This is a genomic window from Kribbella capetownensis, assembly GCF_004331485.1.
In the GTDB taxonomy this organism is placed as follows: Bacteria; Actinomycetota; Actinomycetes; order Propionibacteriales; family Kribbellaceae; genus Kribbella; species Kribbella capetownensis.
In genome coordinates, this window is sequence record NZ_SJKD01000003.1 from 524,368 (window position 1) to 546,356 (window position 21,989).

19 protein-coding genes are annotated in these 21,989 nt (G+C 69.4%); 6 read left to right on the forward strand and 13 right to left on the reverse strand.

Features of this window, described 5'->3' with window-relative positions; genetic code table 11:
- Positions 1 to 142 precede the first annotated feature (142 nt).
- The 5 genes from E0H75_RS17205 to E0H75_RS17225 form a co-directional block, all read right to left on the reverse strand.
- The gene (locus E0H75_RS17205) at positions 143 to 1,528 is read right to left on the reverse strand and encodes an FAD-binding oxidoreductase (protein WP_131514544.1); all 1,386 of its coding nucleotides are present in this window, start codon (positions 1,526 to 1,528) and stop codon (positions 143 to 145) included.
- A gap of 62 nt (positions 1,529 to 1,590) precedes the next feature.
- The gene (locus E0H75_RS17210) at positions 1,591 to 2,904 is read right to left on the reverse strand and encodes a M16 family metallopeptidase (protein ID WP_131514545.1); all 1,314 of its coding nucleotides are present in this window, start codon (positions 2,902 to 2,904) and stop codon (positions 1,591 to 1,593) included.
- Entirely contained in the window at positions 2,901 to 5,120 is a 2,220-nt protein-coding gene (locus tag E0H75_RS17215; protein ID WP_131514773.1) for a polyribonucleotide nucleotidyltransferase, read from the reverse strand. The genes E0H75_RS17210 and E0H75_RS17215 overlap by 4 nt, the downstream gene beginning before the upstream one ends.
- Before the next feature lie 271 nt (positions 5,121 to 5,391).
- The gene (gene rpsO, locus E0H75_RS17220) at positions 5,392 to 5,664 is read right to left on the reverse strand and encodes a 30S ribosomal protein S15 (protein WP_131351575.1); all 273 of its coding nucleotides are present in this window, start codon (positions 5,662 to 5,664) and stop codon (positions 5,392 to 5,394) included.
- A gap of 131 nt (positions 5,665 to 5,795) precedes the next feature.
- Positions 5,796 to 6,761, reverse strand: a complete 966-nt coding sequence (locus E0H75_RS17225) for a bifunctional riboflavin kinase/FAD synthetase (RefSeq protein ID WP_131514546.1) — start codon at positions 6,759 to 6,761, stop codon at positions 5,796 to 5,798.
- A gap of 118 nt (positions 6,762 to 6,879) precedes the next feature.
- On the opposite strand from E0H75_RS17225, the gene E0H75_RS17230 reads away from it, so the two are divergent.
- On the forward strand, positions 6,880 to 7,884 hold the full coding sequence (locus tag E0H75_RS17230; protein ID WP_131514547.1) for an SGNH/GDSL hydrolase family protein: 1,005 nt from the start codon (positions 6,880 to 6,882) through the stop codon (positions 7,882 to 7,884).
- A 68-nt stretch (positions 7,885 to 7,952) separates the two neighbouring features.
- Here the strand turns inward: E0H75_RS17230 and E0H75_RS17235 are convergent, their stop codons facing one another.
- The 8 genes from E0H75_RS17235 to rimP all read right to left on the reverse strand — a co-directional run bounded on the left by E0H75_RS17235 (position 7,953) and on the right by rimP (position 16,588).
- Complete coding sequence (locus E0H75_RS17235; protein ID WP_131514548.1) at positions 7,953 to 8,846, reverse strand: NAD-dependent protein deacetylase; 894 nt, start codon at positions 8,844 to 8,846, stop codon at positions 7,953 to 7,955.
- 120 nt (positions 8,847 to 8,966) lie between these two features.
- The gene (locus E0H75_RS17240; RefSeq protein WP_131514549.1) at positions 8,967 to 9,824 is read right to left on the reverse strand and encodes an LLM class flavin-dependent oxidoreductase; all 858 of its coding nucleotides are present in this window, start codon (positions 9,822 to 9,824) and stop codon (positions 8,967 to 8,969) included.
- 162 nt (positions 9,825 to 9,986) lie between these two features.
- On the reverse strand, positions 9,987 to 10,880 hold the full coding sequence (truB, locus tag E0H75_RS17245) for a tRNA pseudouridine(55) synthase TruB (protein ID WP_165553803.1): 894 nt from the start codon (positions 10,878 to 10,880) through the stop codon (positions 9,987 to 9,989).
- Positions 10,877 to 11,317 carry a 30S ribosome-binding factor RbfA gene (gene rbfA, locus E0H75_RS17250; protein WP_202873017.1) on the reverse strand — a complete coding sequence of 147 codons (441 nt, stop codon included), beginning with the start codon at positions 11,315 to 11,317 and terminating at the stop codon, positions 10,877 to 10,879. The genes truB and rbfA overlap by 4 nt, the downstream gene beginning before the upstream one ends.
- Before the next feature lie 100 nt (positions 11,318 to 11,417).
- The gene (gene infB, locus E0H75_RS17255; protein ID WP_131514551.1) at positions 11,418 to 14,561 is read right to left on the reverse strand and encodes a translation initiation factor IF-2; all 3,144 of its coding nucleotides are present in this window, start codon (positions 14,559 to 14,561) and stop codon (positions 11,418 to 11,420) included.
- A gap of 112 nt (positions 14,562 to 14,673) precedes the next feature.
- Positions 14,674 to 15,027, reverse strand: coding sequence for a YlxR family protein (locus E0H75_RS17260; RefSeq protein WP_131514552.1), 354 nt, complete (start codon positions 15,025 to 15,027; stop codon positions 14,674 to 14,676).
- A gap of 45 nt (positions 15,028 to 15,072) precedes the next feature.
- Positions 15,073 to 16,065 carry a transcription termination factor NusA gene (nusA, locus tag E0H75_RS17265; RefSeq protein ID WP_131514553.1) on the reverse strand — a complete coding sequence of 331 codons (993 nt, stop codon included), beginning with the start codon at positions 16,063 to 16,065 and terminating at the stop codon, positions 15,073 to 15,075.
- A gap of 1 nt (position 16,066) precedes the next feature.
- Positions 16,067 to 16,588 (reverse strand): ribosome maturation factor RimP, encoded by a 522-nt coding sequence (gene rimP, locus E0H75_RS17270; RefSeq protein WP_202873018.1) that lies wholly within the window; start codon positions 16,586 to 16,588, stop codon positions 16,067 to 16,069.
- A 154-nt stretch (positions 16,589 to 16,742) separates the two neighbouring features.
- On the opposite strand from rimP, the gene E0H75_RS17275 reads away from it, so the two are divergent.
- The 5 genes from E0H75_RS17275 (at position 16,743) to E0H75_RS43595 (ending at position 21,885) form a co-directional block, all read left to right on the forward strand.
- On the forward strand, positions 16,743 to 17,291 hold the full coding sequence (locus tag E0H75_RS17275; protein WP_131514554.1) for a cell division protein FtsK: 549 nt from the start codon (positions 16,743 to 16,745) through the stop codon (positions 17,289 to 17,291).
- The gene (locus E0H75_RS17280; protein WP_131514555.1) at positions 17,288 to 17,698 is read left to right on the forward strand and encodes a ferritin-like domain-containing protein; all 411 of its coding nucleotides are present in this window, start codon (positions 17,288 to 17,290) and stop codon (positions 17,696 to 17,698) included. Before E0H75_RS17275 ends, E0H75_RS17280 begins: the two co-directional genes overlap by 4 nt.
- A gap of 227 nt (positions 17,699 to 17,925) precedes the next feature.
- Entirely contained in the window at positions 17,926 to 18,279 is a 354-nt protein-coding gene (locus E0H75_RS17285) for a cupin domain-containing protein (protein WP_131514556.1), read from the forward strand.
- Positions 18,272 to 19,522 (forward strand): class I tRNA ligase family protein, encoded by a 1,251-nt coding sequence (locus tag E0H75_RS17290; RefSeq protein WP_202873019.1) that lies wholly within the window; start codon positions 18,272 to 18,274, stop codon positions 19,520 to 19,522. Before E0H75_RS17285 ends, E0H75_RS17290 begins: the two co-directional genes overlap by 8 nt.
- Positions 19,523 to 19,536: 14 nt before the next feature.
- Complete coding sequence (locus tag E0H75_RS43595) at positions 19,537 to 21,885, forward strand: FAD-dependent oxidoreductase (RefSeq protein ID WP_202873020.1); 2,349 nt, start codon at positions 19,537 to 19,539, stop codon at positions 21,883 to 21,885.
- Positions 21,886 to 21,989 lie beyond the last annotated feature (104 nt).

Sequence of the window (21,989 nt, forward strand, 5' to 3'; positions counted from 1 at the left end):
CCGCGCTGGGTCGATCCAGCGCGGTGCGGCACGTCGGGCCGTCAAGTGCTTGACACCCTTGCCGTGGGACACAGCCCGTTCAGCGAGGGATCCAGAGGCAGATCACGTGGTGACGCGACACAACAGCTCGAAGACTATCGCGTCAATGCGGCCGGATGTTCTGGTTCAGGTGGAACAGGTTGCCCGGGTCGTACTTCTGCTTGAGGTCCTTCAGCCGGTCGTACGTCGTGGCGCCGTACGCGGACCGGATCCGGTCGGTGCCCTCGTCGCTCAGGAAGTTGACGTACACGCCGGACTGGTGCGGCTCGAGTGCCTGCCACGAGTCGCGCACCCACTGCCGCTGCTCCTCGAACCCGTCCGGACCGAGCGTCACACCGACGAAGTTGAACGTGTGCCCGCTCGATCGCGCGCCGAACGCCGTACTGTCCGGACTCACCCTGGAGATGGCGCCGCCAAGCTGGAAGATCGGGTACGACGTGTACGGCGAGGTGATCGCCATCCCACGCGCGGCGGCGATGTCGATCACCTCGTCCGACAGCGTGCTGACGTCCGAGGACCGCGTGTAGTACCACCGGCCGTGCGGGAAGCTCGGGTCGAACATCGCCTGCAGGTCGACGTACGGCTTCGGCGTGCACATGTCCAGCACCGGTGGCGCGAACGCCTTGAGCGGCGCCACGACCAGCTCGCCGTCCTCGACCGAACCGGCGTAGCAGGCCAGCACGACCACCACCGGACGGCCGTGCAGTTCGGCCGGAATCGACGGCAGCGGCGGGATCCACCGATGCATCACCGCGGTGGTGAGGTCGTCGGGTACGCCGGTGATCCAGTCGCGGTAGAACCGCATCAGGTCCGGCGACTTCTCCATCGGCCACATGATCGGGCCGCCGTAGATGACCGGCCCGACCGGATGCAGCCGGAACTCGAACTCGGTGACGATGCCGAAGTTCCCGCCGCCACCCCGGATCCCCCAGAACAGATCGCCGTTCGCGTCTTCACTCGCGGTCACCAGCTCGCCTTCGGCGGTGATCACGTCGGCCGAGATCAGGTTGTCGATGCTCAGCCCGTACTTCCGCATCAGCCAGCCGATCCCACCGCCGAGCGTGAGTCCGGCGACCCCGGTGTGCGTGACGATGCCGGACGGCGTGGCCAGACCGAAGGCCTGCGTCTCGCGGTCCAGCTCACCGAGCAGGACCCCTGCCTGCGCACGCGCCGTACGGCGAACCGGATCGACCCGGATCCCCTTCATCCGGGCGAGATCGATGAGAATGCCACCGTCGCAGGTCGAGTGACCCGGGAAGCTGTGGCCGCCGCCGCGGACCGCCACCTGCAGGCCGGTCCGGCGGGCGAACGCCAGCGCGGCGCGGATGTCGGCGGCTCCGGTGCAGCAGGCGATGAGTGCGGGCCGTCGGTCGATCGATCCGTTCCAGACTTTCCGCTGCTCGTCGTACGACGGATCGCCCGGAGAAACCAGGTCACCGCGGAAGTCGTCGGCCAATGCTTGTGTTGCCGATGTAGTTGTCGTGGTCATGCTGGGACCCCCTCCCAGCTCGATAGTCTGCCCCTGCGCCGCGGGGCTGTCGAGGGTGAACCTCAGACCGCGAAGGCGGTGCTGTCCTCGTCGAACGGGCCCATCACGGTGAGGGCGGGGGTGCCGGCGTACAGCTCGGCGGCGAGTGCGGAAACCTCGTCGAGGGTGACGGAGTCGATCCGGTGCAGGATCTCGTCGACGGTGGGCAGTTCGCCGTACACGAGCTCGGCCTTGGCGATCCGGGTCATCTTCGCGCCGGTGTCCTCCAGGCCCATCACGACCGAGCCGCGCATCTGGCCCTTGCCGCGGAGCAGCTCGTCCGGCGTAATGTTGCCGCTGGCAATCGACTGCAGCTCGGACCGGACCACGTCGAGCACCTCGGTGGCCTTCTTCGGCAGGCAGCCGGCATACACGCCGACCATGCCGGAGTCCGCATACGCCGAGCCGAACGTGAAGACCGAATAGGCCAGGCCGCGCTTCTCCCGGACCTCCTGGAACAGCCGCGACGACATGCCGCCACCGACGATCCCGTGCAGTACGCCGGCGACGTACCGGCGTGTGTCGCTGCGGACCAGGCCCGGCATCCCGAGCACCAGGTGCGCCTGCTCGACATCACGGTGGTGCACGCGCACCCCGCCGTACGTCGGCGCCTGCGTGGCGACGGCACGGCGTACCGGAGCCGGCTCGGCCTCGGTGGTCACCCAGTGGCGCTCGAACGCCTTGCGGACAAGGCGAACGACGTCGGCGTGGTCGACGTTGCCGGCGACCGAGACGACGATGTTGGCCGGCTTGTAGCGGCGGCGGTACCAGCCCACCACCTGCTGGCGGGACAGTCCGGCGACGGACTCCGGCGTCCCGGTGATCGAGCGGCCGAGTGGCGACCTGCCCCACAGCTGCTCGGCGAAGAGGTCGTGGATGTGGTCCGACGTCTCGTCGGCGTGCATCGCGATCTCTTCGTCGATGACGTCGCGCTCACTCTCCACGTCCGCATTCGTCAGGGTGGCGGAGGTGATCATGTCGCAGATGACGTCGACGGCGAGCGGGAGATCGGAGTCGAGCACCCGCGCGTAGTAGCAGGTGTACTCCTTGCCTGTGAACGCGTTCATCTCGCCGCCGACCGCATCGATCGCGGCGGAGATCTCCAGCGCGTCACGGCGCTCGGTGCCCTTGAACAGCAGGTGTTCGAGGAAGTGCGTCGCGCCGGCCAGCTGCTCCGGTTCGTCCCGGGAGCCGACGCCGACCCAGACGCCGAAGGTGACCGAGCGGAAGCCCGGCACGGACTGGGACAGCACACGAAGCCCGGAGGGCAGGACGGTCCGTTTGACCGGACCGCCCGCCTCCGGGCTCAGCAGTGTGCTGGTGATCGCTCGGGTCACTCGGCGGACTCGGCCGCCTTGTCGTCACCCTTCTTCTCGTCCTCCTCGAGGACGGGGATCAGGGAGAGCTTGCCGCGGTCGTCGATCTCCGCGATCTCGACCTGCAGCTTCTGGCCGACCGAGAGCACGTCCTCGACCGCCTCGACCCGCTTGCCACCGGCCAGGCCACGCAGCTTGCTGATGTGCAGCAGGCCGTCCTTGCCCGGCAGCAGGCTGATGAACGCACCGAAGTTGGTCGTCTTGACGACCGTGCCCAGGTAGCGCTCACCCTTCTCCGGCATGGTCGGGTTCGCGATCGCATTGATAGCGGCTCTCGCGGCCTCCGCACTCGGACCGTCGGTCGCGCCGATGTAGACGGTGCCGTCGTCCTCGATCGAGATGTCGGCGCCGGTGTCCTCGGTGATCTGGTTGATCATCTTGCCCTTCGGGCCGATGACCTCTCCGATCTTGTCGACCGGGACCTTCACCGAGATGACCCGCGGCGCGAACTCGCTCATCTCACCCGGCGCGTCGATGGCCTTGGCCATCACGTCCAGGATCGTCAGCCGCGCGTCCTTGGCCTGCGTCAGCGCACCCGCGAGCACGCTGGCCGGGATGCCGTCCAGCTTGGTGTCCAGCTGCAGGGCGGTGACGAAGTCCTTGGTGCCGGCGACCTTGAAGTCCATGTCTCCGAACGCGTCCTCGGCACCGAGGATGTCGGTCAGCGCGACGTACTGCGTCTCGCCGTCGACCTCACCGGAGATCAGGCCCATCGCGATACCGGCGACCGGGGCCTTCAGCGGCACACCGGCGGACAGCAGCGACAGCGTGGAGGCGCAGACCGAACCCATCGAGGTGGACCCGTTCGAGCCGAGCGCCTCGGAGACCTGGCGCAGCGCGTACGGGAAGTCCTCGCGGGACGGCAGCACCGGCACCAGGGCCCGCTCGGCCAGCGCGCCGTGACCGATCTCGCGGCGCTTCGGCGAACCCACCCGGCCGGTCTCACCGGTCGAGTACGGCGGGAAGTTGTAGTTGTGCATGTAGCGCTTGCGGGTCTCCGGGGACAGCGTGTCCAGCTGCTGCTCCATCCGAAGCATGTTCAGCGTGGTGACACCCATGATCTGGGTCTCGCCGCGCTCGAACAGCGCCGAACCGTGCACCCGCGGGAGCACCCGCACCTGCGCCTTGAGCGGCCGGATGTCGGCCAGCCCGCGGCCGTCGATGCGGACCTTGTCCTTCAGCACCCGCTGCCGGACCAGCTTCTTGGTCAGCGACCGGAACGCCGCGGACAGCTCCTTCTCGCGGCCCTCGAAGTCGGCGGCCAGCTTGTCCACCGTGGCGGCCTTGACCGCGTCGGTGGCGTCCTCGCGCTCGTGCTTGCCGGCGATGGTCAGCGCCTGCGCCAGCTCCTCGGACGCGGCGGCCTCGACCGCGGCGAACGCGTCGTCGGCGTAGTCCGGGAAGATCGGGAACTCACCGGTGGGCTTCGCGGACCGCGCGGCCAGGTCGGCCTGCGCCTCGACCAGGGTCTTGATGAAGCCCTTGGAGGCTTCCAGGCCCGCGGCGACGATCTCCTCGGTCGGCGCCTGGACTCCGGCGGCGACCTTCTCGAAGGTGCCCGGGGTCGACTCGGCCTCGACCATCATGATCGCGACGTCGCCGGTCTCGGTGACCCGGCCCGCGACCACCATGTCGAAGACCGCGTCCTCGAGCTCGGTGTGGGTCGGGAAAGCCACCCACTGGCCGTCGATCAGCGCGACGCGGACGCCGCCGATCGGGCCGGAGAACGGCAGGCCCGCGATCTGGGTCGACATCGACGCGGCGTTGATCGCGAGAACGTCGTACAGCGTGTCCGGGTTGAGCGCCAGGACCGTGATGACGACCTGGATCTCGTTCCGCAGGCCGGACACGAACGACGGCCGCAGCGGGCGGTCGATCAGCCGGCAGGTCAGGATGGCCTCCTCGGACGGACGGCCCTCCCGGCGGAAGAACGAGCCGGGGATCCGGCCCACGGCGTACATCCGCTCCTCGCAGTCGACCGTCAGCGGGAAGAAGTCGAACTGGTCCTTGGGCTTCTTGCTGGCCGTGGTGGCCGACAGCACCATCGTGTCGCCGTCGAGGTAGGCGGCGGCGGAGCCGGCGGCCTGCTGGGCCAGACGGCCCGTCTCGAAGCGGATGGTGCGGGTGCCGAAGCTGCCGTTGTCCAGCACGGCCTCGGCGAATTCGGTGCCCTCCATGGGCGTACCGGTGGATCCCGTCACGGGATACCCCTCTCTCACTGTGGACGACAGCGAGGCGCGAGCTACCGGGGTGCCGGTCTTCGATCGAGGCCCGCGGGTGAACTGTGAGTTCTCCCGAAAGCCACTACCGAGGACCGGTCGTCCTCCCGCCACGCGCTTCGCGTCGCCTCGTTCGTCTTTCTTGCTGTTATTCAGTTGTTGAGCTCGTGCCTGGGCACGAATACGCCAGGAGCGGCCACCCGGGACTCGGGGGCCGCTCCTCGCGACGTCATCGGCGAAGGCCGAGCCGCTCGATCAGGGACCGGTAGCGGTTGATGTCCTTCTTCGCCAGGTAGTTCAGGAGCCGGCGGCGCTGGCCGACGAGCAGCAGCAGGCCACGACGGCTGTGGTGGTCGTGCTTGTGCTCCTTCAGGTGCTCGGTCAGGTCGGCGATGCGGTGCGTCAGCAGCGCGACCTGGACCTCAGGAGACCCGGTGTCACCCTCGGTCAGGGCGTACTCACCGATGATCTTCTTCTTCGTTGCAGCATCAACAGATGACACAGAGTTCCTCTCGATTTCCGTTGCGCGGCGCACCGGGGCATTCTTCACCCGAGCACTCTCTGTCCGCGGCCGTTCAGACGGCAGCAGCCAGCGTATCAGTCCGTGGACGCGTCACCCTAATTCAGAACTCCCTAGGGAGTCCCGGTAAGGATCCGGCGTGCGCCGTCGACATCGGCCTTCATCTGCACCAGCAGCTCGTCGATCGAGTCGAACCGGATCTGGCTGCCGCGCAGCCGGGCCACGAAATCCACCGCGATCCGGGTGCCGTACAGCTCCAGGTCGTCGCGGTCGAGGACGTACGACTCCACTCGCCGGTCCACACCGTCGAACGTCGGGTTGCTGCCGACGCTGATCGCCGCCGGCAGCGGTTCGTCGTACGCCGGAGCTCCGGGAGCGGGCTCGAGGACGGTCAGCCAGCCGGCGTACACACCGTCCAGCGGCACCGCGGCCCGTGGGTCGGCGGGGATGTTCGCCGTCGGGTAGCCCAGCTCCCGGCCGCGCTTGTCGCCCTCGACGACCACGCCGGTGACGCGCAGCGGGCGCCCGAGCGCCTCGGCCGCCGCCTCCACATCACCCTCGGCGATCCGCTCCCGCGTGTACGTCGACGACCACGGCTGCTCGCCACCGGCCAGGCTCAGACCCTCGACCTGGAAACCGGCCTCGGCACCGGCCGCGACGAGCGTGTCCACGTGCCCGGCCGCCTTGTGACCGAACCGGAAGTTCTCCCCGACCACGACCGCCTTGGCGTGCAGCGTCCGTACCAGGACCCGGTCGATGAACTCCTCCGGCGGCCAGCTGGACACCTCCTTGTTGAACGGGAGGATCAGCACGGCGTCGGCGCCGTGCCGGCCCAGCAGCTTGGCCCGCTCCTCGGGCTCGCTGAGCATCAGCGGCGCCCGATCCGGCCGCAGCACCATCATCGGGTGCGGGTCGAAGGTGAGCGCGACGACCGGCAGTCCACCCAGCTCGGCCGCCCGCGCCTTGGCGTGCGCGAGCACCTCCTGGTGACCCCGGTGCACGCCGTCGAAGTTGCCGATGGTGACGACCGACGGGCCGAAATCCGCACCCACCTCGTCCAAACCGTGCCAGACACGCATGAGAGCAGGATTCCATGTCCCGAGGGCGTTCCGTGCGGCAGGTCCGCGATCACCCCTTGTGATCAGGCGGTGACTCAACTTAGGGTGGGGCCGCACTGCCGAGCCTGGGGAGGGTCCTGTGAAGCTACGCCGCCTGGTCGCCGCCTGCGCGTCGCTGGTTCTGGTCGCCGCGCTGCCCGTGTCCAACGCCAACGCCGAGCCCGCCTTCCACAAGTACGTCGCGCTCGGGGACTCGTACACCTCTGCGCCGCTGGTGCCGCTGCCGGATCTGCTGTCGCTCGGGTGCGCACGCTCGTACAGCAACTACCCGAAGATGCTGGCCACGATGCTGCGGGTGCGCCAGTTCACCGACGTGAGCTGCGGTGGTGCCGACACGACCAACATGACGCAGCCGCAGAGCACGATCCTCGGGACGGCCGCTCCGCAGTTCGACGCGCTGACGCCGGACACGGATCTGGTCACGCTGGGGATCGGCGGCAACGACTTCGGCGTGTTCGGCGACATCGTCGGCACCTGCCCCGGGCTGCGGGCCTCCGATCCGACGGGGGCGCCGTGCAAGGCGCACTTCACGGTCGACGGCGTGGACACGCTGCGGGCGAAGATCGCCCAGACCCAGACGCGGATCGCGATCGTTGTCCAGGGCATCAAAGCACGGTCGCCGCAGGCAACGGTCCTGCTGGTCGGCTACCCGAAGATCGCGCCGGAGCAGGGCACCTGCCCGTCGATCCTGCCGTTCGCCGACGGCGACTACTCGTACCTGTACTCGATCGAGCAGGCGCTGAACACCGCGATCTCCGCGGCCGCGGCCGCCGGCGGAGCGACGTACGTGGACACGTTCGGGCCGTCGACCGGGCATGACGCTTGCGCACCGGACGGACAGGCGTGGATCCAGGGCAAGGACATCAACGTCCTCCGGGCGCTGAACTACCACCCGCGCTTCGAAGGCCAGGCGGGTGTCGCGTCGCTGACCTTCAAGACATTGACCGGTGCCCCGGCTAGAGTGACCGCCGCGGAGCAGTCGGAGTGGGCCGCACACGCTCGGGTGCTGACCCGGCAAGCCGCCGCCTCCCCACAGGCCGTCAAGGCCTCCCTGAACCGCCTACGGACCAGCGCGCAACGCTGACCCTTTCCAATCCGTAGAGCGGCCCCCGGGCCGGACCACATCACGCGCGGTCCGGCCCGGAGGTGTTTCTACAGCTCGGTTCTTTGGAGCTGCTCCATGAGCTCGGTCAGGGCCTGGCCGAGGGGGAGGTTGACGCGGTACTCGGCGTACGGGTCGCCGCGGGTGATGCCCTGGTTGATGATCAGCACCGACTTGCCGGCCTTCGCGGCGTGCCGGACGAACCGGAAGCCGGACATGACGGTCAGGCTCGAGCCGAGGACGAGTACGGCGTTCGCGTCGTCGATCAGGCGATAGCACCGTTCGACGCGGGACTTCGGGACGTTCTCGCCGAAGAAGACGACATCGGGTTTGAGTACGCCGCCGCAGACGGTGCACGGGACCACGGTGAACGTGCGGACGATGTCGTCGGGCAGTTCCACATCGCCGTCGGGGTTGATGCGGGTCGCCTCGCCCTCGAACGTCGTGTTGGCGGCTCTCAGCCGACGGTCGAGGACTTCCCGCTGGGACGTCGTACCGCAGTCGAGGCAGATGACGCGGTCGAGGTTCCCGTGCAACTCGATCACGTCGCGGGCGCCGGCCGCTTGGTGGAGACCGTCGACGTTCTGGGTGATCACGCCGTCGAGGTAGCCGCGGGCTTGCATTGTTGCGACCGCACGGTGGCCGGTGTTGGGGTTTGCTCGGGCGATCGTCCGCCAGCCGAGGTGGCTGCGTGCCCAGTAGCGTTGGCGGCCGGACTCGCTCGCAGTGAAATCGCCGTACGTCATGGGGGTGTGGGTGCGAAGGCTGCCTGTCTCGCCGCGGTAGTCCGGGATGCCCGATTCGGTGGAGATCCCGGCGCCACTCAGTACGACGACTCCCCCAGTGGCGACCACGTCCGCGATCGGCGTGACGTCCGCCGTACCAGGCTCAAGCGCCAACACCTCAGGCCCAGGAGCCCACTGCAAAGTCGGACGAGAACGCACCCCTCCAGCGTAACCAGCACATCCCACCCACGCGCTGTAATCCGACAGACGGCGGCGGCAGTCGACGTGACCGGTTAGCGGGATGGCCGGGGTGACCTGGTTGGTGGGTGACGTGGGGTCTCAGTTCACTCGGGGTGGGCCTGCTTTTAGGCGGCGTTCGGCTGTGGAGCGGACGGTTGTTGGGTCTAGGGAGGTCCAGTCGGCGTCTATCCACCAGGTGGCGCCGGCTTCTGACCAGGGGCGGACTGTGGTGGCGGGGTTGGGGTCGTCGGCGGTGGTGCTGCCTTCGGCGACTATGTCGTAGTTGTCCATGGTCAGGCCGTGGGCGGCTCGCTCGTTGCGGATCCAGGTGACGCCTTCGGCCAGGAGGTCTGGTGTCCACTCGCCTGGCTTCTCGCCGGGCGGTACGACGTAGTTCGGGAGCCAGCCGTCCTGCAGAGCCGCGCGGCGCATGGACTTGGGTCGGGGCCAGGCGCCGACTACCCAGGTCTGGATCCTCGGCTGTTGGACCGGTGGTGGCGGCGCGGGTGGGACGAGGTCTCCGACCTTCCTGGAGCGGTAGTGCTTGCCGGCGTACTCGAACGATTCGTCGCGCCACAGGTACTGCAGCATCTCCAGCGACTCGTCCATCAACTCCGCGCGCACCTTGCGGCCCGGATCGTCCTCGAACAGCCAGAATCGATCCTCGCCCGAGACCCCGAGCCCGACCGCCAGCGTCACCCGGCCGTTGCTCAGGTTGTCGACCGTCGACGTCTGCCCGGCGACGTCCCACGGCTTCCGGCGCGGTAACGGCGTCAGCATCGTCCCCAGCCGGATCCGCTCAGTCGTCATTGCCGCGGCGCCGAGCATCACCCAGGCGTCGATCCCCCAGACGGCTTCCCACACGAAGAAACCGTCCCACCCACTCTCCTCCGCGAGCGCCGCCAACTCCGCCGCATCCCGAGCATCCCCCATCGGCAACACGAACCCATATCTCATCCTCCGACGGTAAGACCGCCCACCGACAGAAACCGCCGTCGTCCAGACCCCCCGCTCTTCGGAAACTTCTCGTCGCCTGGCGGCACTTTGTTTCCGCAAACCCGCCACCGCCGTCCACCAACCCGCCGCACCGCACCGGCGCGCCGGACCGGCTGGCCCAGGTCAGCTGACGAAGACGGCGGTGGGTTTGGCGACGGGGCCGTGGGGTTCGTAGAGGGCGAGGAACGTGCCGGTGGGGTCGAACATGGCGGTTTGGCCGAGGGCCAGTTTGAGGCCGGACAGCGGTCGGCCGGTGCGGATGGCGGCGGCCTGTTCGGGGCTGGCGTCGTACCGCGGGAAGGTTTCCGCGGCGACCTCGGAGATCGGGCGCCAGACGAAGTCCTCGGCCAGGGACTCCAGCGTGTATGCCGTCGACAGGTCGAAGGCGCCGACCCGGGTACGACGGAGTGCGGTGAGGTGACCGCCGACGCCGAGCTCGGCCCCGAGGTCACGTGCCAGCGCACGGATGTACGTCCCGCTGGAGCAGTCGACCGACACATCCACGTCGATCCAGTCCGCGCCGGGGCGTACGTCGAGAATGTCGTACCGCGACACCGTGACGGCGCGGGCCTTGAGGGCGACCTCTTCGCCGGCGCGAACGCGTTCGTACGCGCGGCGGCCGTCGACCTTGATCGCGGAGACCTTCGACGGCACCTGCGAGATCTCGCCGCGGAAACCACCCACCGCCGCCTCGATCGCCTCCGCGGTGAAGCCGTCGACCGGGGCCGTGGTCACGATCTCGCCCTCGGCGTCGTCGGTCGTCGTCGTCGCGCCGAGCCGGATCGTCGCGTCGTACGACTTGTCCGACAGCTGTAGGTGACCCAGCAGCCGGGTGGCGCGGTTGAGACCGACCACGAGGACGCCGGTCGCCATCGGGTCCAGGGTGCCGGCGTGGCCGACCTTGCGAGTGCCGGCGAGACGCCGGATCCGGGCCACGACGGTGTGCGAAGTCAACCCCATCGGCTTGTCCACGACGACGACGCCGTCGGACGACGGGGTGAAGACGGGACCGCTCACTCGGCCGGCTCGTCCTCGTCGTCCTCGCGGTGCTTGTACGGATCGGCGTCGCCGGCCGGCTTGGCGCCTGCGGCGGCCTTGGCCACCTCGGCGTCGGCCTCCCGGGCCTTGGCCAGCAGGTCCTCGATGTGACCGGCGCTCTCCGGCACCGCGTCGAGGAAGAACGCCACGCTCGGCGTGTGCCGCAGCCCGAGCGCCTTGCCGACCTCGCTGCGGATCAGCCCGCGGGCCGACTCGAGGGCGGCCGCGGTCGCGGTCCGCGCCTGCTCGTCGCCGTACACGGTGTAGAAGACGCTCGCCTCGCGCAGGTCGCCGGTCAGCCGGGCGTCCGTCACGGTGACGAACCCCAGCCGGGGGTCCTTGACCCGGCGCTCGAGCAGCTCGGCGACGAGCACCTGGATCCGGTCGGCCAGCTGCTTCGCCCTTGCTTCACCCATCAGGGCTCACTCCCTCATTCATGAACAACGTCCGGAGAGAACACCGCCTCTCCGGACGTTACTCCGGTGGCCCGGCACAGTGCCGGGCCACCGTCGCGGATCAGTTGCGCGGCTTCTCGCGAAGCTCGAAGGCCTCGACGACGTCACCGATCTTGATGTCGTTGTAGCCGTTGATGGTCAGACCACACTCGAAGCCCTCGCGGACCTCGGACGCGTCGTCCTTGAACCTCTTCAGCGACGACAGCTCGGTGTTGTCGACCACCACCGCGCCGTCCCGGATCAACCGGACCTTGGCGTTGCGGCGGATCAGGCCACTGGTCACCCAGCAACCGGCGATGTTGCCCACCTTCGAGGAGCGGAAGATCTCGCGGATCTCCGCCTGGCCGAGGACGGCCTCCTCGTAGATCGGCTTCAGCATGCCCTTCAGGGCCGCCTCGATGTCGTCGATCGCCGCGTAGATGACCGAGTAGTACCGGACATCGACGCCCTCGCGCTCGGCCAGGTCACCGGCCTTGCCCGCCGGCCGCACGTTGAAGCCGATGATGACGGCGTTCGACGCGATGGCCAGGTTGACGTCGTTCTCGTTGATCGCACCGACACCGCGGTCGATGACGCGCAGGTTGACCTCGTCGCCGACCTCGATCCGGACCAGGGCGTCTTCCAGCGCCTCGACCGAACCGGACACGTCGCCCTTGAGGATCAGCAGCAGTTCCTGCGCCTCGCCCTTCTCCATCGAGGCCATGAAGTCCTCGAGGGTCCGGCGCGCACGACGCTTGGCGTTGGCGGCCGCACGAGCCCGGGCTTCCCGCTTCTCAGCGATCTGCCGGGCCATCCGGTCGTCGTCCACCACCAGGAACTTGTCACCCGCACCTGGTACAGCGGTCAGACCGAGCACCAGGACCGGACGCGACGGGGTCGCCTCCTCGACGGGGTCGCCGTGCTCGTCGAGCATGGCCCGGACCCGGCCGTACGCCGGTCCCGCCACCATCGAGTCGCCGACCCGCAGCGTGCCGCGCTGAACCAGCACGGTCGCCACCGGACCACGGCCCTTGTCCAGGTTCGCCTCGATCGCGATGCCCTGGGCCGGCATGTTCGGGTTGGCCCGCAGGTCGAGGGCCGCGTCCGCGGTCAGTACGACGCCTTCGAGCAGACCCTCGATGTTGATCCGGGACTTGGCCGACACGTCGACGAACATCGTGTCGCCGCCGTACTCCTCGGGCACCAGGCCGTACTCGGTCAGCTGACCGCGCACCTTGGCCGGGTCCGCACTCGGAACGTCGATCTTGTTCACCGCGACCACGATCGGGACGTTCGCCGCCCGGGCGTGGTTCAGTGCCTCGATCGTCTGCGGCATCACGCCGTCGTCGGCCGCGACCACCAGGATGACGATGTCGGTGGCCTGCGCACCACGGGCACGCATGGCGGTGAACGCCTCGTGACCCGGGGTGTCGACGAAGGTGATGGCCCGCTGCTCGCCGTCGACCTCGGTCGTCACCTGGTACGCACCGATGTGCTGGGTGATGCCACCGGCTTCCTTGGCGACCACGTTGGCCATCCGGATCGCGTCCAGCAGCTTGGTCTTACCGTGGTCGACGTGACCCATCACGGTCACCACCGGCGGCCGCTTGACCAGGTCGCCCTCGTCGCCTTCGTCGGAGCCGAAGTCGATGTCGAACGACTGCAGCAGCTCGCGGTCCTCGTCCTCCGGGGACACGATCTGGACGTCGTAGTTCAGCTCGGTGCCGAGCAGTTGCAGCGTCTCCTCGTTGACCGACTGGGTCGCGGTCACCATCTCGCCGAGGTGGAACAGCACCTGCACCAGCGACGCCGGATCGACGCCGACCTTCTCGGCGAAGTCCGTCAGCGACGCACCGCGGGCAAGGCGCACGACCTCGCCGTCACCGTGCTTGACGCGAACGCCGCCGACTGCCGGCGCCTGCATGTTGTCGAACTCCTGGCGCTTCGCCCGCTTCGACTTGCGGCCACGGCGCGCCGGACCACCCGGACGCCCGAAGGCACCCTGTGTCCCGCCACGGCCACGGTTGCCCGGACCCGGACGGCCACCGCCGCCACCGGGCGGGCCGCTGGGGCCGCCGCCACCCGGACGGAAGCCACCGCCGCCACCGCCACCACCGGTACGAGCGCCGGGTCCACCACCCGGACCGCCGCCACCGGGGCGACCACGGCCACCGCCGCCGCCACCGCCACCGCTGCCGCCGCCAGGGCCGGACGGGCGACCGGTGAAGGTGCCCGCCGAGGACTTCGGCATCATCGCCGGGTTGGGGCGCGGAGCACCCGGTACGCCGCTCGGACGCGGCCGGTCGTTGCCGCCACCACTGCGGGCCTGCGGCGGACGCGGCGCCATCCCGGCCGGGCTCGCACCCTGGCCGGAGCCGCCGCCCTGTCCACCACCCGGACCCGGGCGAGCGCCACCGCGCTGCATGCCCTGGGTGGAGCTGAACGGGTTGTTCCCCGGACGCGGTGCGCCCGGACGGGGACCGCCACCTTGACCGCCCTGACGCGGAGCGCCGGGACGCGGAGCACCCGGACGGGGGCCACCCTGACCACCCGGACGCGGACCGCCGGGACGCGGCGAGGCCGGACGAGCCGGGCTGTCGGCGGCCGGACGCTGCTGCGCCGGACCAGGGGTCGGCCGGCTCGGAGCCGGCGTACGGCTCGGGGCAGGCGCGGCCGGCGCCTCGGAGGTGGCCGCCTTGGCAGCCGGAGCCTCGAACGAGGGCGCGGGCGTGGTCTCAGCCGGGGCCTCGACCTTGGCCGCCGGAGCGGACTCGACCGGAGCTGCCGGAGCCTCCTGCCGGGGAGCCGGCTTCGGACCTGGACGCGGACCCGGCTTGATGCCCGGTGCGGGCGCCGCCTTGACCGGAGCCGGAGCGGCCTCGGCCTTCTCGCTCACGGTGGACTCGGCCACCGGAGCAGGGGTCGACTTCGGGGCCGGCGCCGGGCGCTCGGCCGGAGCTGCCGGGGCAGCCTTCTTGGCCGGCTCGGCAGGCGCGACCGGAGCTGTCGCCTGCGGCGCGGCAGATGTACTGGCGGCGGCCTTCTTGGCCGCGCGCTTCTTCGGCGGGTTCTTCTCGAACTCCTCCGCCAACCGCCGGACGACAGGTGCCTCGATCGTCGAGGATGCCGACCGGACGAACTCGCCCATGTCGTTCAGTCTGGTCAGAACGACCTTGCTGGTAACTCCGAGCTCCTTCGCGAGCTCGTAGACCCGGACCTTTGCCACTACTCTCCCTCTGGTCCGAGCCTGGGCGCGGACCGTTAGTTGACGTACGTGCTCATCGCATTGCACTCATCGGTAGACACTCATCGAGTGGTCATGAGTCGATGACCCGCCTTCATGTCGTCACAGCGGTCTGGACCGCTGCGGGCGGCCGGGTGGCCGCCGTTTGCACTGCACTTACCTCTTGCTTATCACGCTGCGCGACGTACTCCTGCAGCCCGGTCACGTCGAGCGGCCCCGGGACCCGGAAGGCCCGTGGGAACGCCTTGCGCCGGACGGCGAGGTCGAGACACTCGGCCACCGGGTGCAGATGCGCCCCACGGCCAGGTGCCCGACGATCGGGATCCGGAAGGACAAGCCCTCCAGAAACCGTCATCCGCAACAGATCAGCCGGACCGGACCGCTTCCGGCACCCGATACAGGTGCGCTCCCGGGGCTTGCCAGGGCGCGCGTCTGTAGTCACTGTCACGTGAACCTCAGGGTGTGGTTGCGACTCAGTCGACCGACCGAGAGATCAGTCTACCTTCTCGCTCTCACGAGTCACATCGGTATCCGGCCTGATGTCGATCCGCCAGCCCGTGAGCCGGGCGGCCAGGCGGGCGTTCTGCCCTTCCTTGCCGATCGCGAGCGAGAGCTGGTAGTCGGGTACGACGACCCGTGCCGCGCGTGCCGCGGCGTCGACCACCTCGACGGACGTAACCTGCGCCGGGGACAGCGCATTCCCGACGAAGGTGGCCGGGTCGTCGCTGTGGTCGATGATGTCGATCTTCTCGCCGTGCAACTCGTGCATGATGTTGCGCACCCGCTGCCCCATCGGCCCGATGCAGGCGCCCTTGCCGTTCACCGACGGGTTCAGCGTCCGTACGGCGATCTTGGTCCGATGACCGGCCTCGCGGGCGATCGCGGTGATCTCGACGGTGCCGTCGGCGATCTCCGGGACCTCGAGCGCGAACAGCTTCTTGACCAGGTTCGGGTGAGTTCGGCTGACCGTGATCTGCGGTCCCTTGAAGCCCTTGCGGACCCCGACGACGTACACCCGCAGCCGGTTGCCGTGCTCGTACTTCTCCCCCGGCACCTGCTCCGGGGCCGGCAGCACCGCCTCGATCTTGCCGAGGTCGACCATCACCGAGCGCGGGTCGCGGCCCTGCTGGATGACCCCGGAGACGATGTCGCCCTCCTTGCCGGAGAACTCGCCGTACCGGACCTCGTCCTCGGCGTCGCGCAGCCGCTGCAGGATGATCTGCTTGGCCGTGGTGGCCGCGATCCGGCCGAAGTCGGCCGGGGTGTCGTCGTACTCGCGGGCCAGCGTGCCGTCCTCGGCGAGCTCGCGGGCGTACACGGTGACGTGCCCGGTCTTGCGGTCCAGCTCGGCGCGGGCGTGCTGCTGGGCGCCCTCGGTGCGGTGGTAGGCCACCAGCAGCGCCTGCTCGATCGCCTCGACGACCACGTCCAGGGAGATGTCCTTCTCCCGCTCCAGCGACCGCAGCACGGCCATGTCGATGTCCATGTCAGTTCTCCTCCACCGTGCCGTCGGCAGGTGTTTCTGTTTCGTCGTTGCCGGCAGCCCGGTTGAATTCGATCTGGACCTTGGCCTTGGCCACGTCGGCGTACGCGACGGTCTGGGCCTTGCCGTCCACGTCCAGCTCGGCCGCCTCGTCGGAGGCGGACTTGATCCGGCCGGTCACCTTGCCGCCCGCGGTCAGCGTGACCGCGACCAGGCGCTTGACGTTGCGGCGCCAGTGCCGGGGCAGAGTGAGTGGCCGGTCGACGCCGGGGCTGGAGACCTCCAGCGTGTAGGCGCCGTCGCCCATGATGTCGTCGGCATCGAGCGCCTTGGAGATGGCTCGGGTCACCTCGGCGATGTCGTCGAGGCTGATCCCGCCGTCGCGGTCGACCAGCACGCGCAGCAACCGGCGGCGGCCGGCCGGCGCGAGGTCGGCGGCCTCCAGGTCGCAGCCGAACTGCTCGACGATCGGCCGCAGGAAGTTCTCGAGGCTCGTGGTGTCCGTGTGGTCAGTCCTTCGGCTCACAGGTTGACCTGCCTCTCTCTCCAGTTGTGCACCCGTTCCGCCACCCGGCGATCCGACCGAGGGCAGTAGCCCACCATATCCGGCCCGCGGCATTGTCCACGTCACCGGCTCGTCCCAGGCCGGTCACCGGCGCGTCACCGGGTATCGTTCCGGCGTGCCGACCGAACCTCGCCTGTCCCGCCGCGCCGTCATCGCGACTGCCGTGGTGCTGCCCGGTGCCGTCGCGCTGGGCGGCTGCAAGGACGACGAGGCGGGCTCCGGTACGCCGGGCGCCGTCGACCCGAAGACCGGTCAGGCGGTCGAGGAGACGCCGACCGTCGATCCGGCCGTGGTCGCGTCACTCAGTGCGGCCGCGGCCCAGGTGACTCTATTGTCCCTCGGCTACACCAGTACCAGCCGGAAGTTCCCGGCCCTGCGCACGCAGCTGGCCGCCGGGGCGAAGTACCACGCGAGCCACCTGGCCAAGCTGAAGGAGACAGCCGGCGTGCAGGCCACCACTCCGAAGGCCCCGGCAGCCGCGAGTACGTCGTCTGCCGCACTCGCCGCCCTGGCCAAGCAGGAGAAGGCCGCGGCGGCCGCCCACGCTGCTGCGGCGGTCAAGCTGTCGGGTGCTCCCGCCCGGTTGCTGGCCATGATCGCGGCGTCCGAGTTGCAGCTCGGGACGAAGCTGACCCCGGCGAAGAAGAAAGCGGACGCATCGTGACCGAGGTGGAGGCCCTGCAGGCGGCGCTGGCCGGCGAGCACGCCGCGCTGTACGGCATCGGCGTTGCCGGCGGCAAGCTCAGCGGCGCCCGGTTCCGGTCTGCGACCGATTCCTACGAGCAGCACCGGCTGAACCGCGACCGCCTCAGCCAGCTCGTCGTCGCCGCGGGCGAGACCCCGGCCGCGGCCGAGCCGGCGTACGACCTGCCGCAGGCCGTGACCAACGCGGCGACCGCGGCCGCGCTGATCCTGCTGATCGAGCGGCGGCTGGCGGCGGTGTACGGCGATCTGGTCGAGTCGGCGGAGAAGCCGGCGGTGCGGACTTTCGCCGTCAACGGGCTGCTCGCGAACGCCGGCGCCCAGCTCAGCTGGGGCGGTACGCCGGTCGCCTTCCCCGGCGCCGTCTGATTCCCGGCGAAATTTCTCTGCGTATTCCTCTTTACTCGCAGCGCGACCTTCCTTATATTTTCGGCCACGGAGACTGGGGGGTCGCCGAGCTTTTCACGTAGCCGACGTTGGTGGCGTCGCGCGTGCTCGTTCCAGGGCTGATCGCAGCGTCTTGTTCCGTACCAACATTCCGCTGTCATTCAACTTCTTCAGCCGCGCCTGGCGCCGGCTACGGAGGGTGGCGAAGCATGCGCACATTCGATCTGAGCACCGGTGACGACCAGTACGTGAAGGACCTGCGGGTGGTCCGTTGGGAGCAGTACGGACTCGAGCGGGACCTGCCCTTCCAGGCGATGTGGTACTCCGTTCCGCCGGGTTCGGAAAGCCCGGTCGACCAGCACCCCGAACTCGAACTGTCCGTCGTCGTCGCGGGAACGGCGTACGTCGTCGTCGGCGGCCGCGAACACGTGGTCCCCCAAGGCAACGCCTTCCTGCTCAGCAGTACCGAGGCGCACGTCGTACAGAACCGGTCGGCCGACACCGAACTGACCGTCTTCAGCGCCTATTGGATGCCGATCACCGCCGAGCCCGGCCATGGCTGATCCGGTCACGGTCTTCACTTCCCCACAGCCGACCGTCAACGGCCCGTTGCACGTCGGCCATCTGGCCGGTCCGTACCTCGGGGCCGACCTAGCCGCCCGGGCCGCGCGCGCCCGCGGCGAGCGCGTCGTGGTCACCACCGGCCTCGACGTGCACCTGAACTACGTGCTGACCCGCGCCGAGGGCGAAGGCGTCGAGGTCGGCGTGATGACGGCGGAGTTCCGCGACGACATCAAGGCCACCTCCGCTGCGACGCCGTTGCGCGAGATCACCCTGCACGCCTGCGCGGATTGCGGCCGGACCCTGCACGAGTCCTACCTGCGTGGCCTGTGCGGCGAGTGCAAGGCACCCGCAGCAGGCGGCGCGTGTGAACAGTGCGGCAGCCTCACTCAGGTCGACACCATGGTCGATCCGGTCTGCGGCCACTGTGGTGGCGAGCCGCGTCCCTTCGCCGCGACGGTGCCGGTACTGCGGATGGAGGACCACCGCGAAGCCCTGATCGCGATGTGGTTGCGCGCCGATCTGCCACCCGCCGTCCGCGACCTGATCGACCGGACCCTGCAGGCCAGACTCCCGGAGCTCGCACTCGCCTACCCCACCAACTGGGGACTTGAAGGCGACGGTCCGCTCACCGGCCTGCGGATCGGCCCGTACACCGAGATCGCGCTCTCCGACCTGTACGCCGTTGCCCGCGGCATCGATCCGGAGGCCGCGGATGTACCGGAGTACCTGACGGCGCTGACCCAGGTCGGATCGCTGTGGCACTTCCTCGGCCTGGACAACGCGTTCTGGTACGCGTTGTACTGGCCGGCCGTCCGGGCCGCGGCCGGCGTCGCCCGGCTGCCCCTTTCCGGCCTGGTGGTGAACGAGTTCTACACGTTCGCCGGAGAGAAATTCTCGACCAGCCGGAAACACGGGACCGGCGCGACGGAATTGCTGCGGACCGAAGACCCGTCAATCGTTCGCTTGTTTCTGGCCTGGGACCGGCCAGACCGCTTCCGTAGTGATTTCAGCTTCAATTCCTTCCGCGCCTTCGCCGAGCGGGTCGAACCCATTGCTCGCCGGCGGCGAGAGCGTTTCCGAGCCACTCGATCCAGACCTTTCCTCGATCGAACTCGCCCGCGGCGAAAGCGCCTTGCGGCCGGACGGATTCGATCCACCGCTGGCGGTCCGCAGTCTGCTCACGCTGCTCGCCGGCGGCATCCAGGAGACCGGGTCACTGCGCGCCGCGCTGACCGGGTCTGAGCAGGAGTAGGGCGATGCGAGTCTGCGTCATCGGAGCCGGCATCGCCGGTGCCCTGCTGGCCTGGCGCCTCAGCGAGAGCGTCGAGGTCGACCTGGTGACCGGTGAGGCTGGGACGGATGCGACCGCGGCGTCGGGCGGCGGCGTACGTGGGTTCGAGACCCATCCGGTCCAGCGTCGGCTGGCCATCGAGAGCCTGACCGAGTTGTTCGAGGGTCTGCAGGAGCAGGCCGGCTACATCGAGACCGGCTGCACCTACCTGTTGCCGTCGTACGCCGGGCTCGAGGCGGCGGTAGCCGAGGTCGAACACGCCCACCCGGGCTCGACCGAGATCGTCGACGGCGCCGACCTTCGCCGCCGGGGCTGGCACGGCCTGCCCGACGACACGGTCGGCGTACTCGAGAAGCGGGCCGGCTTCATCCGGCCGGACCAACTCCGCTCGGCCGTGATCCGCCGGCTCGCGAACGGCCCGCGCAGCCGAGTGCTCAACGGTCCGGTACTCCGGCTCGTGCCGCACCCGGACGGATCGGTGAGCTGTCGCCTCCCCGCGTCCAGCCACCGGTACGACGCTGTCGTCGTCGCGGCCGGACCGTGGACACCCGGACTGCTCACCGGCAGCGCGCTCCCGGCCCAGCCGTATCGCACGAAGGCAATCCAGGTCGCCACCTACCGCGTCACCGGCGCCCTGCCGACCATGTTCGTCGACGAGACCAGTGACCTGTACGGGCGGCCCACCGCCGACGGCCGGCTGCTGCTCGGTGTCGACACCCACCACTGGTCCGTCACTCCCGGCAGCAGCCGGCCGATCCCGGACCTGGCCGAGCAGGCCGTCCGGATCGCCGCCGAACGGCTGCCACACCTCAAGCTGTCGGCGCCCGACCTGATGGTCAGCAACGCCGATTGTTACGCCGATCCGCCGGTACTGACCCTCTGGTCGGTCCTCGGCAGCTCACATCGGCTCTACACCTTCACCGGTGGGTCCGGGGGCAGCGTGAAAACCGCGCTGGCCGCAAGCCGGACGGCCGCGAGCGACCTGATCGGCACATCGCGCACCACCACTTCGCGGACGGAGAACAAGCGCATGACCATCACGGAACCAGGCCCGCAGCGAGGAACGCCCCGCTACCACACCATCGGTATCGGGGCCGGTCCCTCCAACCTCTCGCTGGCGGCGCTGTACCAGAACGTCACCACCGAACCGCTCGCCCTGTTCGACGCCCGCCCGGGCACCGGCTGGCACACGCCCCTGCTCTACCCCGGGGTCCGGATGCAGACCGGCTGGATGAAGGACCTGGTGTCGCTGGTCGACCCGCGGCACGAGCTGACGTTCCTGAACTACCTGGTCACCTCCGGGCGGCTCTATGCGCTGATCAACTCCCAGTTCGACTCGCTCCCCCGGATCGAGTACGAGCGCTATCTGGCCTGGGCGACCGAGCGCCTCGGCGTCGTGCACTTCACCTCCCGGGTGGACTCGATCTCGATCACCGACGACGGCTTCGAGGTCAGCGTCGACGGTGTCCCGGCCGGCGTCTCCGAACACCTGGTCCTCGGTCTGGGCACGCGCCCGGTCCGGCCGGCGTACATCACCGAACTGCCCGCCGAGCGTGCCTTCATCGCCGACGACCTCGGCGTACGGATGGCTGGGCTGGACACGGCCGCTCCGACAGCGGTTGTCGGCGGCGGCCAGACGGGACTGGAGTGTGTCCTGCGGCTGCTTGGCTCCGGCTTCACCGACATCCACTGGCTCGGCCGGAACCAGTGGTTCCGCAGCATCGATGACTCGCCGATGGCCAACGAGCTGTACCGGCCGTCCCACATCGAGTACCTGCAGGGCCTGAACCGCGGCAAGCGCCGTGAGATGATCGACGACTCCCGCTACAGCGGGGACGCCATCACCCCCGGCGGCCTGCGAGCGCTGTACCAGGCCAACTACGACGGCATGCTGACGCTCGGCCGGTTCCCGGTCACCCTGCTGCCCGGCCGCGACGTCAGGACGTCCGAACTGCTGGCCGACGGCAACATCCGCCTGTGCTGTACGACGACCTCAACGCCGGAGGAGCACGTCGTACGGCAGGTGGTGGTCGCGGCCGGGCGCGAGCACGTGACGGCACCGTTCGACGACGATCTGCGGGAGCGGATCGAGGTCGACGACGACGGTGAACTGCTGGTCGAGCCGGACTACTCGGTGCGCTGGAAAGGCATGAACGGGCACCGGATCTACACGTTCAACGCGAGCCGGTACAGCCACGGGCTGACGAACGCCGGGCTGACGCAACTGCCGGTCCGGGCCGCGATCGTGCTGAACTCCATGTTCGAGCGGGAGATCTACCCGATCTCCGACGAGTTGTGCGCGGTGCAGTGGTGACCGCGACAGTCCCGGAACCGCTGGTCCCCGACGTCGACGGGGTGTGTTTCCGGCTCGAGGTCGACGATCCGGCCGGCTCGTTCGATGCGGCGTACTGCCCTGGT

What these genes read in the sequence shown, in the direction of transcription:
- E0H75_RS17285 (WP_131514556.1), top strand. Translation starts at nt 17,926, where the DNA reads ATGCGCACATTCGATCTGAGCACCGGTGACGACCAGTACGTGAAGGAC.
- rbfA (WP_202873017.1), bottom strand. Translation starts at nt 11,317, where the DNA reads ATGGGTGAAGCAAGGGCGAAGCAGCTGGCCGACCGGATCCAGGTGCTC.
- E0H75_RS43595 (WP_202873020.1), top strand. Translation starts at nt 19,537, where the DNA reads ATGCGAGTCTGCGTCATCGGAGCCGGCATCGCCGGTGCCCTGCTGGCC.
- E0H75_RS17215 (WP_131514773.1), bottom strand. Translation starts at nt 5,120, where the DNA reads ATGGAGGGCACCGAATTCGCCGAGGCCGTGCTGGACAACGGCAGCTTC.
- E0H75_RS17225 (WP_131514546.1), bottom strand. Translation starts at nt 6,761, where the DNA reads ATGCGTGTCTGGCACGGTTTGGACGAGGTGGGTGCGGATTTCGGCCCG.
- E0H75_RS17240 (WP_131514549.1), bottom strand. Translation starts at nt 9,824, where the DNA reads ATGAGATATGGGTTCGTGTTGCCGATGGGGGATGCTCGGGATGCGGCG.
- E0H75_RS17290 (WP_202873019.1), top strand. Translation starts at nt 18,272, where the DNA reads ATGGCTGATCCGGTCACGGTCTTCACTTCCCCACAGCCGACCGTCAAC.
- nusA (WP_131514553.1), bottom strand. Translation starts at nt 16,065, where the DNA reads ATGGACATCGACATGGCCGTGCTGCGGTCGCTGGAGCGGGAGAAGGAC.
- E0H75_RS17205 (WP_131514544.1), bottom strand. Translation starts at nt 1,528, where the DNA reads ATGACCACGACAACTACATCGGCAACACAAGCATTGGCCGACGACTTC.